At 68.2% G+C, this 16,087-nt stretch carries 11 protein-coding genes; 3 read left to right on the top strand and 8 right to left on the bottom strand.

All coding sequences use genetic code 11. The annotated features are described in order from the left end of the window. Nucleotides 1–73 precede the first annotated feature (73 nt). Nucleotides 74–1,840 (bottom strand): proteasome ATPase, encoded by a 1,767-nt coding sequence (arc, locus tag ACZ4WS_RS09390; RefSeq protein ID WP_467978718.1) that lies wholly within the window; start codon nucleotides 1,838–1,840, stop codon nucleotides 74–76. Between the two features lie 253 nt (nucleotides 1,841–2,093). Between arc and ACZ4WS_RS09385 the strand changes: the two genes are divergently transcribed. Further along, nucleotides 2,094–2,399 (top strand): ferredoxin, encoded by a 306-nt coding sequence (locus ACZ4WS_RS09385; protein WP_467978717.1) that lies wholly within the window; start codon nucleotides 2,094–2,096, stop codon nucleotides 2,397–2,399. Nucleotides 2,400–2,501: 102 nt separating this feature from the next. Here the strand turns inward: ACZ4WS_RS09385 and ACZ4WS_RS09380 are convergent, their stop codons facing one another. The 3 genes from ACZ4WS_RS09380 to ACZ4WS_RS09370 all read right to left on the bottom strand — a co-directional run bounded on the left by ACZ4WS_RS09380 (nucleotide 2,502) and on the right by ACZ4WS_RS09370 (nucleotide 5,913). Continuing rightward, on the bottom strand, nucleotides 2,502–3,074 hold the full coding sequence (locus ACZ4WS_RS09380) for a hypothetical protein (RefSeq protein ID WP_467978715.1): 573 nt from the start codon (nucleotides 3,072–3,074) through the stop codon (nucleotides 2,502–2,504). Between the two features lie 176 nt (nucleotides 3,075–3,250). Further along, nucleotides 3,251–4,153 (bottom strand): tRNA (adenine-N1)-methyltransferase, encoded by a 903-nt coding sequence (locus ACZ4WS_RS09375; RefSeq protein ID WP_467978713.1) that lies wholly within the window; start codon nucleotides 4,151–4,153, stop codon nucleotides 3,251–3,253. A gap of 74 nt (nucleotides 4,154–4,227) precedes the next feature. Next, on the bottom strand, nucleotides 4,228–5,913 hold the full coding sequence (locus ACZ4WS_RS09370; protein ID WP_467978711.1) for a site-2 protease family protein: 1,686 nt from the start codon (nucleotides 5,911–5,913) through the stop codon (nucleotides 4,228–4,230). A gap of 175 nt (nucleotides 5,914–6,088) precedes the next feature. On the opposite strand from ACZ4WS_RS09370, the gene ACZ4WS_RS09365 reads away from it, so the two are divergent. Together ACZ4WS_RS09365 and ACZ4WS_RS09360 are read left to right on the top strand one after the other, a co-directional pair. Next, nucleotides 6,089–7,144, top strand: coding sequence for a RecB family exonuclease (locus ACZ4WS_RS09365; RefSeq protein ID WP_467978709.1), 1,056 nt, complete (start codon nucleotides 6,089–6,091; stop codon nucleotides 7,142–7,144). Nucleotides 7,145–7,158: 14 nt separating this feature from the next. Then, nucleotides 7,159–7,830, top strand: a complete 672-nt coding sequence (locus ACZ4WS_RS09360; RefSeq protein ID WP_261702934.1) for a response regulator — start codon at nucleotides 7,159–7,161, stop codon at nucleotides 7,828–7,830. A 67-nt stretch (nucleotides 7,831–7,897) separates the two neighbouring features. Here ACZ4WS_RS09360 and ACZ4WS_RS09355 read toward each other — a convergent pair whose 3' ends face one another. From ACZ4WS_RS09355 to metH, 4 genes are all read right to left on the bottom strand, one after another. Then, nucleotides 7,898–9,481, bottom strand: coding sequence for an ABC transporter substrate-binding protein (locus tag ACZ4WS_RS09355; protein WP_467979254.1), 1,584 nt, complete (start codon nucleotides 9,479–9,481; stop codon nucleotides 7,898–7,900). Nucleotides 9,482–9,548: 67 nt separating this feature from the next. Further along, on the bottom strand, nucleotides 9,549–11,153 hold the full coding sequence (locus ACZ4WS_RS09350) for an ABC transporter substrate-binding protein (protein ID WP_467978707.1): 1,605 nt from the start codon (nucleotides 11,151–11,153) through the stop codon (nucleotides 9,549–9,551). Between the two features lie 443 nt (nucleotides 11,154–11,596). After that, on the bottom strand, nucleotides 11,597–12,298 hold the full coding sequence (locus ACZ4WS_RS09345) for an HAD family hydrolase (protein WP_467978705.1): 702 nt from the start codon (nucleotides 12,296–12,298) through the stop codon (nucleotides 11,597–11,599). Between the two features lie 164 nt (nucleotides 12,299–12,462). Further along, nucleotides 12,463–15,993, bottom strand: coding sequence for a methionine synthase (metH, locus tag ACZ4WS_RS09340; protein WP_467978703.1), 3,531 nt, complete (start codon nucleotides 15,991–15,993; stop codon nucleotides 12,463–12,465). Between the last annotated feature and the right edge of the window lie 94 nt (nucleotides 15,994–16,087).

Below are 16,087 nucleotides of genomic sequence, written 5' to 3'. Positions count from 1 at the left end.
TCTGCTCCAGCCGTGCCCCGGAAAGCAGTCGGCTGCGGGTACCCACGAAGGGCACCCGCAGCCGCCCTGCCTTTTACAGGTACTGACCGGTGTTGGCCACCGTGTCGATGGAGCGTCCGGTGTCCGCGCCCTGCTTTCCGGTGACGAGGGTACGGATGTACACGATCCGTTCGCCCTTCTTTCCGGAGATTCGGGCCCAGTCGTCCGGGTTGGTCGTGTTGGGCAGGTCCTCGTTCTCCTTGAACTCGTCCACGCATGCCTGGAGGAGGTGGGAGACGCGAAGGCCCTTCTGGTTCTGCTCGAGGAAGGCCTTGATGGCCGCCTTTTTGGCGCGGCCGACAATGTTCTCGATCATGGCGCCGGAGTTGAAGTCCTTGAAGTAGAGGACTTCCTTGTCGCCGTTGGCGTAGGTGACCTCGAGGAAGCGGTTCTCCTCGGACTCGGCGTACATCTGCTCCACGGCGGTCTGGATCATGCCGTGGACGGTGGCCGCGCGGTCCCCGCCGTGCTCTCCGAGGTCGTCGGAGTGGAGCGGGAGGCGTTCGGTGAGGTACTTCGCGAAGATGTCCTTGGCGGCCTCGGCGTCCGGGCGCTCGATCTTGATCTTCACATCGAGTCGTCCGGGGCGCAGGATCGCGGGGTCGATCATGTCCTCGCGGTTGGAGGCGCCGATCACGACCACGTTCTCCAGGCCTTCCACGCCGTCGATCTCGGCGAGCAGCTGGGGGACGATGGTGTTCTCCACGTCCGAGCTGACGCCTGATCCACGGGTGCGGAAGAGGGACTCCATCTCGTCGAAGAAGACGATGACGGGGGTGCCCTCGCTGGCCTTCTCACGTGCGCGCTGGAAGACGAGGCGGATCTGCCGCTCGGTCTCGCCGACGTACTTGTTCAGGAGCTCGGGGCCCTTGATGTTGAGGAAGAAGCTCTTGCCGGTGGCTTGTCCGGTCACCTCGGCGACCTTCTTGGCCAGCGAGTTGGCGACGGCCTTGGCGATGAGCGTCTTGCCGCATCCGGGGGGCCCGTACAGCAGGACGCCCTTGGGCGGCCGCAGTTCGTGCTCCTTGAAGAGGTCGGGGTAGAGGTAGGGGAGCTCGACCGCGTCGCGGATCAGCTCGATCTGGTTTCCCAGGCCGCCGATCTGCTCGTAGCCGATGTCCGGGACCTCTTCGAGGACGAGTTCCTCGACCTCGCTCTTCGGGACAACTTCGTAGACATAGCCGGAACGGGGTTCGAGAAGCAGGGCGTCGCCGGGACGGATGACGACGTCCAGGAGCGGCTCGGCGAGCCGTACCACCCGTTCTTCGTCGGTGTGCCCCTGCACGAGGGCGCGCTCGCCGTCCTCGAGGATCTCCTTGAGGGTGACGATGTCGCCGACGCTCTCGTATTCCATGGCCTCGACCACGTTGAGGGCTTCGTTGAGCATCACTTCCTGGCCGCGCCTGAGCTCTTCGAGCTCCACGCTGGGGCTGACGTTCACCCGGAGCTTGCGGCCCCCGGTGAAGATGTCCGCCGTGCCGTCCTCATTGGCCACGAGGAAGACACCGAAGCCTGCCGGCGGCTGTGCGAGCCGGTCGACCTCTTCCTTGAGGGCCACGATCTGGTCGCGGGCCTCACGGAGCGTGTTGGCGAGCCGCTCGTTCTGTGCGGACACGCCGGCCAGGTTGGTCTGCAGCTCGACGATCCGCTCTTCGAGAATCCTCGTGTGCCGCGGAGAGTCGGCGAGCTTGCGTCGCAGGACGGCGATCTCCTGCTCAAGGTAGGCAACCTGCCCGGCGGGGTCATCGGACCCTCGTCCCGGGCGGATGCCGCGGTTCATGTCGTCGTCGTGGGCTGCCACGGTCCTCACCTCCTCCAAGGGGAGCTGGACGCTTCCAGACCCTACCTGGGCGGGTGTCGATTGAAACCCCTAGATCACAAAGACTGTCGAGGTGTGTCCGATCTTCACCCTTGCGCTCTCCCTCACGCCAGGGGAATACCCACCCAACATGATTGGGAAGCGGACGGAGGTAGGGTCGAAGTGTTCAACACCCGCCAGAGCTGGCCCGATTCCCCAGTCTTCGGATCGCTCGGCGCAGGAAACGGCAGGAGAAATGACCGTGCAGCAGGAGGCCGTAGTCGGCGGCGAGGCGCTTGAGGTCTGGATCGATCAGGACCTGTGTACCGGCGACGGGATCTGCGCGCAGTATGCGCCCGAGGTCTTTGAGCTGGACATCGACGGTCTGGCCTATGTGAAGAGCCCGGACGACGAGCTGCTGCAGGCTCCGGGGGCCACAACGCCCGTACCGCTCCCGCTTCTGCGCGATGTGACGGACTCCGCGAAGGAGTGTCCGGGCGACTGTATCCATGTGCGTCGGGTTTCGGACAAGGTCGAGGTCTTCGGTCCTGACGCGGAGTGATTCGACAGGCACTCCACGTTATCGGCCTGTCTGGTTTCTCACACCCTCCGTGCCCCGGCGCGGAGGGTGTTCTCGTGGTGCTCCGGACTTCGGAGGGTGTTGTCAGACGCTCTGGGCTTCGGACGGGGTCGAGCGGACGAACGCGCCGTCCTTCCACTGCCACTTGGCGAGGTTCTTCACGTCCGGGCAGCAACTCGGTACGTCGGTCGAGGAGTAGCCGAGCAGGGTGGCGGTGACGGCTCCGTCGCGCAGCGCGAAGTCCATGACGCTCAGGCGGTCCTTGGGGTCGACCAGGGTGGCCACGACGCGGGGCTTCTTGGCGTCGGTGGCCTGGGTGAGGACGTAGACGCCGTTGGGCGGGGTGCCCGAGCCGGCGTCGCAGCGGACCACGGCCACGGTTTCCGGGCGGCCGTCGCCGTCGAGGTCTCCGGAGGCCTTCTTCTGTACGAGCACCTTGGTGGGCCCGCACTCGACCGGGAAGGCGACTGCGGCGGGGTCGGGAGCGGCCGGGGCGGCCGCGGACTTCGCCTCGGGGCCGGACTGGGCCGCGGTCGCCGAGCCGGGCTGCAGGGCGGAGGACAGCGCGATGACTCCGGCGATGGCGGTGGCCGTGGCGACCCACTGGATGGGGCTGGTGTGCGTGTGTGCCAGTTCCGGGACGGCGGATTGCTGCACTAGGAGTGTCTCCCGTGAGGGCTGTGCCGGTGGGGGTGTCCCGCATGGTGCCACACGTCACAGTGGGGTGGAACGGCGGGGTCCGGACTTCTGGCGGCGCGTCAACAGAAAAGGGCTGTGGCCGAGTTCCCAGGCTGTTCGGGGAACTCGGCCACAGTGGCGGTGCGTTGGCGGGGTCAGCGGCCGGAGCCGCCGTCGGCGTTCGGACCGGTGTAGTCGTCGCCGTACGCGCCCTTGGCGGGGCGGCGGCGGCGCATGGGCGGCTCGACACCGTCCGCGAGGCGGCGGGCGGTGAGCAGGAAGCCGGTGTGGCCGATCATCCGGTGGTCCGGACGGACGGCCAGGCCCTCGACGTGCCAGTTGCGGATCATCGACTCCCAGGCGGACGGCTCGTTGAAGGAGCCGATCTCGCGGATGGACTCGACGGTCCGCGCGAGCTGGGTGGTGGTGGCGACGTAGCAGCAGAGGATGCCGCCGGGGACGAGTGCCTTGGAGACGGCCTCCAGGCATTCCCAGGGGGCGAGCATGTCGAGGATGACGCGGTCGACCTCGGTGTCGCTCAGGTTGTCCTGGAGGTCACCGACGGTGAGCTGCCAGGCGGGGTGCGGGCCGCCGAAGTAGCGCTCCACGTTCTGCTGGGCGATCTCGGCGAAGTCCTCGCGGCGCTCGTAGGAGTGCAGCATGCCCTGATCGCCGATGGCGCGCAGCAGGAAGCTGCTGAGCGAGCCGGAGCCGACGCCCGCTTCCACGACGCGTGCGCCGGGGAAGATGTCGGCGAAGGCCAGGATCTGCCCCGCGTCCTTGGGGTAGACCACGGCGGCGCCGCGGGGCATGGACAGGACGTAGTCGGGGAGCAGGGGGCGCAGCGCGAGATAGGCGACGTTCCCCGTGGTGCGGACAACGCTGCCCTCGGGAGCGCCGATCAGCTCGTCGTGGGGGAAGGAACCCTTGTGGGTGTGGAAGTTCTTCCCGGCCTCGAGCGTGAACGTGTAGTGGCGGCCCTTGGGGTCGGTCAGCTGAACCTGGTCCCCGACCTTGAAGGGCCCGCGCCTGCGGGCGGCACCGGTCGGTTCGGACATGTGACCAGCCTACCGGTCCTGGGAGGGGCCGCGGACCACGCGCGCGTGCCGTGCGTTCGGCCCGGAAGGGTGGCTCAGCTGGGGCGGGCCATGGCTTTCACGAAGGCGCGCTCCACATCTGCTGCCGACAGGACGCCGTAGATCTCGCCGGAGTCCTCCAGCACCAGGTACTCGGTGGCGGGGGTCGCGCGCAGGACGTCCAGGAGGTCCTCGCCCGCGAGCTCGGCGGAGACGCGCATGCCGTCGGTGATGTCCTGGGCGAGGCCGCTGACCGCGACCCAGGGGCGGCGGTGCTCGGGTACGCCGACGATGGCGGCCTCGCGGACGAGGGAGAGCGGTTCGCCGTCGGCGTCGACGACGACCAGGGCTCGGGCGCCGGCGTCGTTGGCGCGGCGCAGGGCCTCGGAGAGCGGGGTGTTGGTTTCGACCGGGACCGCGCGGCGGGTGAGCGAGCGGGCGCGCAGTTCCGGCAGGTGTTCGCGCAGGCGGGCCATCCGGAGGCTGTTGCCGGCGCCGGTCCAGATGATCGCGGCGAGGATGGCGGCCAGCAGGGCGTCCGTGACGGTGTCCATGCCGCCGATGTTGTCCTGCGTGCCGCCGAGCGCTCCGGACTGGGTGAGCAGGGGCAGTCCGATCAGTACGGAGACGGCGAGGGCGCGGCCGACCCAGGCGGCGGCGATGGTGCCGCTCATCGGTTTGCCGGTGATCTTCCAGACGACGGCGCGGAGCATGCGGCCGCCGTCGAGGGGCAGGCCGGGCAGCAGGTTGAAGGCGGCCACGATGAGGTTGGAGATCATCAGGCCCGCCAGCAGGACGCCCGGGACGGTGCCGGGGTCGACGGTCTGCATGGCGAGGTAGAAGAGGCCGGACAGGATGAGGGAGAGCAGGGGGCCGACGAAGGCCAGGACGAACTCCCGGCCGGGGGTCTCGGACTCCTTCTCGATCTCCGACACTCCGCCGAAGAACTGCAGCTGGATCCGGCGCACCGGGAGCTTGAAGCGCAGGGCGGCCACCGTGTGGGCCAGTTCGTGGACGAGTACGGAGGCGTAGAAGGCGACCGCGAAGAAGAGGGAGACCAGGTAGCGCAGGGCGCCGAGTTCGGGCAGTACGCGGTCGAGCTGGCCGCCGAACACCCAGGTGATCAGCGCGGCGACGAGGAACCAGCTGGGAGCGACGTACACGGGCACGCCGAAGGGCCGCCCCATGAGCAGCCCGCCGCCGGGTTCCTTGCCGCGGCGCGGCGGCCGTCCCTTGCCGGTGCCGGACTGGGCGCGGGTCCGGGCGGCTCCCGGGTGCGCGGGGTCGTTCTCGGCACCGGTGTGCGAGCGGGCGTCGCCGGTGGACGGCTGGGGCCCGCCCGAGGGCCGGGGGTCGGTCCGCACCTCGTCCGAGGAGCCGGTCTGCCCTGAGGGCGTGCCCGAAGCGTCGGTCTTCACGAGGGCCTTGTCCGGTGAGCCGGTGTCCGACGGGACCTCACCCGCAGAACCCGTGTGCGCCTCCGGCTCGGCCGAGGCGCCGGTGGCGGCCTCGCCCGCGGGGTCGGTCTGCGACTGGGCCGTGTCCGAGAAGCTGGTGTCGGAGTGGGGCTCGGGGTCGCTCGGGTCCGTGGGCGTCGGCCCGGTGGGGCGCTCGTGCCGGTCCGGTCCGGGGCGCGTGGCGTCGGCGGCCGTGCCCGCGGGGACCTGGGACGGCCCCTCGTGGCGCTCGGTCGCTTCGTCGGTACCGGACCGCGGCTGCCCGCTCCCGCCGCTCTCGTCCACGATGTCCCCTCGTTCGAAGCGTCTGCCGCTCCCGACCATGCAGGGCAGGAGGGTCTGAGGTCGATGGTATGCGGCCGTCGCGGCGCGTTCCGCCCCGGCACCCCCTCTGTTTTCCACGCCGTCGCCCACGCCGCGGCTGGGTCACTGTCAGTGGCGGGCCGTAAGGTCTGTCGTCATGGAGACCAGTACCGAGGGCGTCGCGGGGACCGGCAGGGACAGCGCCGGGGCCGTCGTACGGGCCGAGCCGACCGATGCCGTCGCGGCGGACACCGCGGAAGCGGCAGGAACGGCAGATGCCGTCGCGGCTGCGGCGACAGAAGCTGCCGCCGCGCCCCAGGCGACGGAAGCTGAAGCTGTCGCGGCCGCGCCGGCTGTATCGGCCGCGCCGCCCACGTCGCTGTCGCCCTCGCGCGCCGGCGATTTCATGCAGTGTCCGCTGCTCTACCGGTTCCGGGTGATCGACAAGCTGCCCGAGAAGCCGAGCGAGGCGGCCACCCGCGGCACGCTGGTGCACGCGGTCCTTGAGCGCCTCTTCGACGCACCGGCCGCCGATCGGACCGCGCCGCGCGCCAAGTCGTTGATTCCCGGCCAGTGGGACCGGCTGAGGGAGACCAAGCCGGAGGTCGTGGAGCTGTTCGCCGACGACCCGGAGGGCGAGCGGCTGGCGCGCTGGCTGACCGAGGCCGAGCAGCTGGTGGAGCGCTGGTTCACGCTGGAGGATCCGACCCGGCTCGAACCGGCCGAGCGGGAGCTGTTCGTCGAGGCGCAGCTCGACTCCGGGCTGAAGCTGCGCGGCATCATCGACCGCGTCGATGTGGCGCCGACGGGCGAGGTCCGGATCGTCGACTACAAGACGGGCAAGGCCCCCAGACCCGAGTACGCCGAGGGCGCGCTGTTCCAGATGAAGTTCTACGCCCTGGTGGTGTGGCGGCTGAAGCAGGTGGTCCCGCGCCGGCTCCAGCTCGTCTATCTCGGCAGCGGTGACGTGCTGACGTACGACCCCGCGATCGCGGACCTGGAGCGCGTCGAGCGCAAGCTGCTCGCGCTGTGGGACGCGATCCGGCTGGCCACCGAGACCGGTGACTGGCGGCCCCGGCCCACCAAGCTCTGCGGCTGGTGCGACCACCAGGCGGTATGTCCGGAATTCGGCGGTACTCCCCCGCCGTATCCGCTCCCCGTGAGGGCGCCCGAGTCGGGTGGCACCGAGCAGGGCAGAATGGGGCCGGACTAGCGAAGGAGACTTACGTGGCCATCCGCGTCCTACTGGTCGACGACCAGCCGCTGCTGCGTACCGGCTTCCGGATGATCCTGGAAGCGGAGCAGGACCTTGCGGTCGTCGGCGAGGCCGGTGACGGTCTCCAGGCACTCGACCAAGTACGTGCCCTGCAGCCCGATGTGGTTCTGATGGACATCCGTATGCCGCGGATGGACGGTGTCGAGGCGACCCGGCAGATCACCGGCCCCGGCCGGGACGGTCCGGCGAAGGTTCTGGTGCTGACGACCTTCGACCTCGACGAGTACGTGGTGGAGGCGCTGCGCGCGGGCGCCAGCGGCTTTCTGCTCAAGGACGCGCCCGCCAATGAGCTGGTGCAGGCGATCCGGGTGGTCGCGGCGGGCGAGGCGATGCTCGCGCCGAGCATCACGCGCCGGCTCCTCGACAAGTACGCGGGCCATCTGCCGTCCGGCGACGAGCCGGTTCCGGACACGCTGCACACGTTGACCGATCGTGAGGTCGAGGTGCTGAAGCTGGTGGCGCGCGGCCTGTCGAACGCGGAGATCGCGGCCGACCTGTTCGTCAGCGAGACCACGGTGAAGACGCATGTCGGTCACGTCCTGACCAAGTTGGGGCTGCGCGACCGGGTGCAGGCCGCGGTGTACGCGTACGAGAGCGGGCTGGTGCGCCCCGGCGCGCAGTAGATCCGGCGGCAGCGAAGAGGGGCCCTTTCCGGGAGGAAGGGGCCCCTCTTCATACGCCTGGCCGGGGTCAGTCCTTGCTGATCTCCCAGAAGCGGAACACGGTCGAGGCGTCGAGGCAGTACTCCAGGCCGTAGACGTTGTCGCGGACGACGGCGTACTGCTTGGCCTGCCAGATCGGGAGAACCGGCAGTTCGTCGGCAACCAGATCCTGGAGCTTGCCGAAGTCCTTTTCGGTCGAGGAGCGGTCGCTCTCGGCGGCGGTCTTCGGGATGAGCTGGCCGGTGATCGTGCTGTTGGTGAAGTTGTTGCTCAGTACGTTGCCCTTGCCGAAGAAGGGGGCCGTGAAGTTGTCCGGGTCCGGGTAGTCGGGCACCCAGCCCTTCACGTACACGCCGTACTTGCCCTTGGCGATGTCCTTCTCGTACTGGTCGAAGGCGACGGACTTCACGGTCGCGTCGAACAGCCCGCTGGCGTTGAGCTGCTTGGCGATCGCCTTGAACTCCGCGTCGGTGGACGGCCCGTAGCGCGAGGGCGTCGACCAGAGGGTCAGCTTCACCTTGCCGGTGATGCCGTCGGCGCGCAGCGCGGCCTGGGCCTTGGACTGCGAGGGGCGGGCGCCGTAGGTGTCGAAGAAGGCCGTGTTGTGGCCGGTGATACCGGCCGGGATGATCGAGTAGAGCGGCGTCGCGGTGTCCTGGTAGACCTCGTTGACGAGGGCCTCGCGGTCGAGCAGATAGGCGATGGCCTTGCGCACACCGAGCTTGCCGGCCACCGGGTCGTCCATGTTGAAGACCAGGTGCTGCACCTCGGCGCTGGTCCCCTCGACAACGTTGATGCCCTGGCCGGTGGAGGAGTCGTTCTCGATGTCCGCGATGTCGTCGGCGGCGAGGCCTCGGTAGGCGAGGTCGATCTGGTCGCTCAGCAGCGCGTTCTTCAGAGCGGACTGGTCGCCGTGGAAGAACTTCAGCGTCACGCCGGAGTTCTTCACCTTGGCGGTGCCCTTGTAGCTGCCGTTGACGGAGAAGACGGCCTTGTCCTTGCTGAAGGAGTCCAGCTTGTAGGGGCCCGAGCCGACGGCTTCGTTGTCCGTGCGCAGCCCGTTGCCGGAGTACTGCTGGTGGTCCACGATCGAGCCGGCGCCGGAGGCGATCTTGCTCGGGAAGGTGGCGTCGGCGTACTTGAGCTTGAAGACGACGGTCTTCTCGTCCGGTGTCCGCACCGTGTCGAGCATGGGGAACATGATCGCGGGACCGGCGTCGTCGTTGATCTTCAGCAGGCGGTCGAAGGAGAACTTGACGTCCTCCGACGTGAGGGAGTCACCGTTGCTGAACTTCAGACCGTCCTGCAGCGTGCACTTGTACACCTTGGTCCCGGTGTCCGTGAACGCGCACTCCTTGGCGGCCTCGGGCACCGGCTCGGTACCGCCCTTGGGGAAGCTCAGCAACGACTGGAAGACGTTGTTGAACAACAGCCAGGAGCCTGGGTCGTAGCCGGACGCCGGGTCGGTGGCCAGGACGTCGTCGGACATCCCCATGACGATGGAGGAGCCACTGCTCCCGGAGGTGCCCGTATCCGAGCCGCATCCGGTGAGAAGGCCGGAGGCCAGCCCCGCCACGATCGGCAGGACTGGCCACTGGTTGCGCATGTTCACGAGCATGTGCCTTGTCGTCGCGTCTCGGAGACCCGGGGCCGTCCCGGCCCCGGGTCGGGAAGGTCGGTCAGCCGCTCACACCGCGGCCGAGCTCCCACAGCTGGAGGGTCGAAGAGGAGTTGAGCGCCCACTCGGCGCCGGTGATGTCGTCCCGCGCAGCGATGTACTGCTTGCCCTGCCACAGCGGCAGCACCGGCACATCGTTGGCCACGATGTCCTGGATGTCGGTGAGGCTCTTCGACGCGGTGAGGCGGTCGGCCTCGCGCCGGGACTCCGGGATCAGGGTGTTGATGATCTGGCTGTTCGTGTACGGCGACTTGAGGAAGTTGTCCTTGTCGAGGAACGGCGCCAGGTAGTTGTCCGCGTCCGGGAAGTCGGGGAACCAGCCCATGCCCCAGACGTCGTAGTCGCCCGCCCGCTCGGCCGGGACGAACTTGTCCCAGGCCGTGCCCGTGATGCTGACGTCGAAGAGGCCGCTGTCGTTGAGCTGCTTCTTCAGCACCTCGAACTCCTGCTTGGTGGCCGTGCCGTAGTGGTCGGTCGTGTAGTGCAGGGTGAGCTTCACCGGCGTGGTGATGCCGGCCTTGGACATGATCGTCTTGGCCTTGGTGACGCTGGGGTCCCCGTACTTGTTGAAGAACGAGTTGGAGTGGCCGGTGATGGTGGCCGGGACCAGCGAGTACAGCGGCTCGGCCTGGGAGCCGTACACCTTGGCGACGAGTTCGCCGCGGTCGATGACCTGGGCCATCGCCTCGCGGACGGCCTTGCTCTTCACCGACGGGGCGTCGGTGTTGAAGGCCAGGTAGCGGATCTCCAGGCCGGCCATCTCGTTCAGGTCGATGTTGGTGTCCGTGGCGTTGCCGAGCTTGGTGATCTGGGCCGGCGTCATCGTGCGGGTCATCAGGTCGATGTCGCCCTTGTTGAGCGCGGTGCCCATGGCGTCGGCGCTCGCGAAGGAGCGCATCTCGACCTTGCTGTTCTTCACCTTCAACTGACCCTTGTAGTTGGGGTTCTTGGTGAAGACGGCCTTGACGAGCACATTGTTCTTGACCTCGGACTCAAGGGTGTACGGGCCGGAGCCGTCGACCTGGAAGCCGTCGCGCAGCTTGCCCTTCTCGTAGTCCTTGGGGTTCACGATGCCGGCGACCGGGGTCGACAGCTTGAACGGGAAGGTGGCGTCCGCGGTCTTGAGGTGGAAGATCACCTCGCGGTCGCCCTGCGTCTCGATGGTGTCGATGGTGGACAGCAGCGCGAAGACACCACTGTCGGCCTTGAGCGCCAGCGCGCGGTCGATGGAGAACTTGACGTCCTTCGCGGTGACGGGGTCGCCGTTCGCGAACTTCAGGTCCTCGCGCAGCGTGCAGGCGTAGCGCTCGTTGCCGGTGTCGCTGAAACCGCACTTCTCGGCGGCCTCGGGCTCCGGCTCGCCGTCGCCGCGCGGCTGGACCATCAGGGTCTGCACGGTCTGACGGAGAATGTTCCAGCTGCCGACGTCGTAGGCGTACGCCGGGTCGAGGGGAGCCGGGGCCTCCTTCGACTCGGTGAACCGGTCCGTGGTGCCGACGACGATCGCATCGCCGCTGTTGCTCCCGCTGTCGGATCCGCCACACGCGGCGAGCACCGGGGCGAGCAGACCGACCACAGCCGGCAGCACCAAAGTCTTGCGGTTCATGCTCGAGTTTCTCCAGAGCTGTAGATTCCGCGAACCGCATGCAGGGGTGGTGCGGCGGGTCACGGGGGGTATGGCGATGTTCTCGCGACGACATTAGTCCGCACCACCAGGACGGCCCGCAGGTACCGGAGTTGAGTTCCCATCACGCTGCGAAACCGGACGTGGACGCACCGATAACCCGACAGCGGAAGGATTCGTGCAGGATTCCACCAATCGGGACACAAGGGCACGCCAACCACCCCCAAAAGGGGGGTGAATGCACACACTAGTGCCACTGTCGACCCCTGATCGAGTGGCGAACGTCACACTCTCAACTGGGTTGGCGAGTACCGGAATTCGGCCATCCGGCCAGGGAATGAATTCCCACGAGAGGACCGCTCATGGTTACTCGGGGGAACCCAACGGCTATTCCGCGTATTCAGTTCCGCACGCTGGGTGAACGCCTAGCGCATTTCCGTCATCAGGCCGCGTAGAAAAGACAGGTCGACCTCTTCGAGGGAGGTCACGACCGTGCGCCGGGCGGCCGGAGCGATGGGAGCGACCGAGGGGACGGCGACCACCCGGCAGCCCGCGGCCTCGGCGGCGGCGACTCCCGTGGCGGTGTCCTCGATGACGGCACACCTGTCCGGATCGGCGCCGAGCCCCGAGGCGGCGAGCAGATACGGGTCGGGGAACGGCTTGGTGCGCTCCACCTCGTCGCCCGCGATGGTCAGCGCGAAGTACTGGGGGCCGAGGGAGCCCAGGATGCGGTCGATGATGCGCCGGTGCGAGGCGGAGACCAGGGCGGTGGGGATCTCGTGCGCCGCCAGTTCGGCGAGCAGTCTCGACGCTCCCGGCATCATCGGCAGCGAACGGCCGATACGGTCCTCGAACCCGTCGTTGAGCAGCACGGTCAGCTCGGCGAGCGTGATGTCGGCTCCGGTGGCCTCGATGAGGAACCCGGCACTGCGGGTCATCGGCCCGCCGACGACCACATGGCGCCAGGACTCGTCGAGCGCGTGGCCGAGGGCCTTGAAGACGTCGACCTCGACGTCCCACCAGAACCCCTCGGTATCCACCAGAGTGCCGTCCATGTCGAGGAGCACAGCCTGCAGGGCGGAGCCTTCGGCCGTACGGGTACCGAGCGCGGGGACCGTACTGGTCATCCGGGCGCACCTCCTTGAGGGACGATCAGGCCGGTTGCCCTTTTTTGGCAAAAGGGCAACCGGCCTGCAGTGGACCGACCAGTGTACGACTCCTGGTGAGAAAGTTCCTCTCGATAAGAATCGGCAGGGATTGGCAGGGATCGCCAGGTATCGGCAAGGAAGCGCTACCGCGCGTTGAAGTACTTCGCTTCGGGGTGGTGGATGACGATCGCGTCGGTGGACTGCTCCGGGTGGAGCTGGAACTCCTCGGAGAGGTGGACGCCGATACGCTCCGGCTCCAGGAGTTCAGCGATCTTCGCGCGGTCCTCCAGGTCGGGGCAGGCACCGTAGCCCAGCGAGAAACGGGCGCCGCGGTACTTGAGCGCGAACATGTCCTCCACGTCCGCGGGGTCCTCGCCCGCGAAGCCGAGCTCCGAACGCACCCGGGCGTGCCAGTACTCGGCGAGTGCCTCGGCCAACTGCACGGACAGGCCGTGCAGTTCGAGGTAGTCGCGGTAGGAGTTCGACTCGAAGAGCTTGGCGGTCTCCTCACCGATCCGCGAACCGACCGTGACGACCTGAAGGCCCACCACATCCGTCTCACCCGACTCCTCCGGGCGGAAGAAGTCGGCCAGGCACAGCCTGCGGCCACGGCGCTGGCGCGGGAAGGTGAAGCGGGTGCGCTCATTGCCCCGCTCGTCCAGCAGGATCAGGTCGTCGTCCTTGGACACACACCGGAAGTAGCCGTAGACCACGGCCGCCTCCAGCAGGTTGTCGGTCTGCAGCTTGTCCCGCAGCCCGCGCAGCCGCGGCCGGCCCTCGCTCTCGACCAGCTCCTCATACGTCGGCCCGTCACCCGTGCGGGCCTGCTTCAGACCCCACTGGCCCTTGAACAACGCACCCTCATCCAGCCACGACGCGTACTCCTTGAGCTGGATACCCTTGATGACGCGGGTGCCCCAGAACGGCGGCGTAGGCACCGGATTGTCCACGGCGACATCGGAGCGGACGTGGCCCTCCTCCGGGCGCTCCTCGACCAGCGTGTCGGCCGCGGCAGCCCGCACCCGGCGCTGCTTCAGCTCCGGCAGCACCGCACCCGGCACCCCCCGCTTGACCCCGATCAACGCGTCCATCAGCCGCAGGCCCTCGAACGCGTCCCGGGCATAGCGGACTTCGCCCTGGTAGATCTCGTGCAGGTCCTGCTCGACATACGCCCGCGTCAGCGCCGCCCCGCCCAGGATGACCGGGTAGTCGGCGGACAGCCCGCGCTGGTTGAGCTCCTCCAGGTTCTCCTTCATGATCACCGTGGACTTGACCAGCAGCCCGGACATCCCGATGACATCCGCCCGGTGCTCCTCCGCCGCCTCCAGGATCGCGGAGACCGGCTGCTTGATACCGAGGTTGACGACGTTGTAGCCGTTGTTGGACAGGATGATGTCGACGAGGTTCTTGCCGATGTCGTGGACATCCCCGCGCACGGTGGCCAGCACGATCGTGCCCTTGCCCTCCGCATCCGACTTCTCCATGTGCGGTTCGAGGTAGGCGACGGCCGTCTTCATCACCTCGGCGGACTGGAGCACGAACGGCAGCTGCATCTGACCGGAGCCGAACAGCTCACCGACGACCTTCATGCCGTCCAGCAGCGTCTCATTCACGATGTCGAGGGCGGGACGGGTCTGGAGCGCCTCGGCCAGGTCGGCCTCCAGGCCGTTCTTCTCGCCGTCGATGATCCGCCGCTTGAGGCGCTCGTCCAGCGGCAGCGCGGCCAGCTCCTCGGCCTTGCCCGCCTTCAGCGACTTGGTGGTCGCGCCCTCGAACAGCGCCATCAGCTTCTGCAGCGGGTCATACCCCTCCGCGCGCCGGTCATGGATCAGGTCGAGCGCGGTGGTGACCTCCTCCTCGGAGAAGCGCGCGATCGGCAGGATCTTCGACGCGTGCACGATCGCCGAGTCCAGGCCCGCCTTCACACACTCGTCCAGGAACACCGAGTTCAGCAGGATCCGAGCCGCCGGGTTGAGGCCGAAGGAGATGTTCGACAGACCAAGCGTGGTCTGCACGTCCGGGTGGCGGCGCTTCAGCTCGCGGATCGCCTCGATCGTCGCGATGCCGTCCTTGCGGGACTCCTCCTGACCGGTGCAGATGGTGAAGGTCAGGGTGTCGATGAGGATGTCCGACTCGTGGATGCCCCAGTTCGCCGTCAGGTCCTCGATCAGCCGCTCGGCGATCGCCACCTTCGTCTCGACGGTGCGGGCCTGGCCCTCCTCGTCGATGGTCAGCGCGATCAGCGCCGCACCGTGCTCCTGAGCAAGGCGGGTGACCTTCGCGAACCGCGACTCGGGGCCGTCACCGTCCTCGTAGTTGACCGAGTTGATGACCGCCCGCCCGCCCAGCTTCTCCAGGCCGGCCCGCAGCACGTCGACCTCGGTGGAGTCCAGCACGATCGGCAGCGTGGAGGCGGTGGCGAAGCGCCCGGCCAGCTCCTGCATGTCCGCGACGCCGTCCCGGCCCACGTAGTCCACGCACAGGTCGAGCATGTGCGCGCCCTCACGGATCTGGTCCCGGGCCATCTCCACACAGTCGTCCCAGCGTCCCTCCAGCATGGCCTCGCGGAACTTCTTCGAACCGTTCGCGTTCGTCCGCTCACCGATCGCCATGTACGCGGTGTCCTGCCGGAACGACACCGTCTGGTAGAGGGAGGCGGCGCCCGGCTCGGGCTGCGGGGTGCGCTGGTACGGGGCGATGTCACGGACGCGCTCGACGACCTGGCGCAGATGCTCCGGCGTCGAGCCGCAGCAGCCGCCGACCAGCGAGAGGCCGTAGTCGCGTACGAAGTTCTCCTGCGCGTCGGCCATCTCGGACGGGGTCAGCGGGAAGTACGCGCCGTCCTTGGTCAGGATGGGCAGACCCGCGTTCGGCATGCACATCAGCGGCGTACGCGAGTGGCGGGCGAGATAGCGCAGGTGCTCGCTCATCTCCGCGGGGCCCGTGGAGCAGTTCAGACCGATGAAGTCGATGCCGAGCGGCTCCAGGGCGGTCAGCGCGGCGCCGATCTCCGAGCCGAGCAGCATGACGCCCGTGGTCTCGAAGGCGAGCGAGCAGATCAGCGGCACGTCGAGGCCGAGCGAGTCCATCGCGCGGCGCGCGCCGATGAGGCTCGCCTTGGTCTGCAGCAGGTCCTGGGTGGTCTCCACGATCAGGGCGTCCGCGCCACCGGCGATCAGGCCCTCGGCGTTCTGCTGGTAGCCGTCGCGCAGTACGTCGTACGCGATGTGGCCGAGCGACGGCAGTTTGGTGCCCGGGCCGATCGAGCCGAGGACCCAGCGCTGGCGGCCGTCCTTGGCGCCGAACTCGTCGGCGGCCTCGCGGGCGATCCGGGCCCCCGCCTCGGACAGCTCGAAGATCCGGTCGGCGATCTCGTACTCGCCCGCGGCCGTGTGGTTCGAGCCGAACGTGTTCGTCTCGACGCAGTCGACGCCCACCTCGAAGTAGGCCTGATGGACCGAGCGGACGATGTCGGGGCGGGTGACGTTGAGAATCTCGTTGCAGCCTTCGAGATTCTCGAAGTCCTCCAGCGTCGGATCCTGCGCCTGCAACATCGTGCCCATCGCGCCGTCGGCCACCACGACGCGGCTCGCGAGGGCGTCGCGGAGTGCGTCGATGCGGGTCCGGTTCTCGGCAAGCTCGGACGAAAGGGACGGGTTCGGCAACGAGGCCATGTAGGTGCTCCCTGAAGTGCGACGGCTGTCGGCTTTGCGCTTCCCATGGAAGGCGCACGCCGTCAGGGTAGCCCGGAGCACCGCCGGAGGGTCA

The sequence above is a fragment of the Streptomyces sp. NPDC029292 genome, assembly GCF_055569295.1.
Note: the sequence above shows the minus strand (reverse complement) of the source record. Positions and strands in the feature narration are given on the sequence as shown.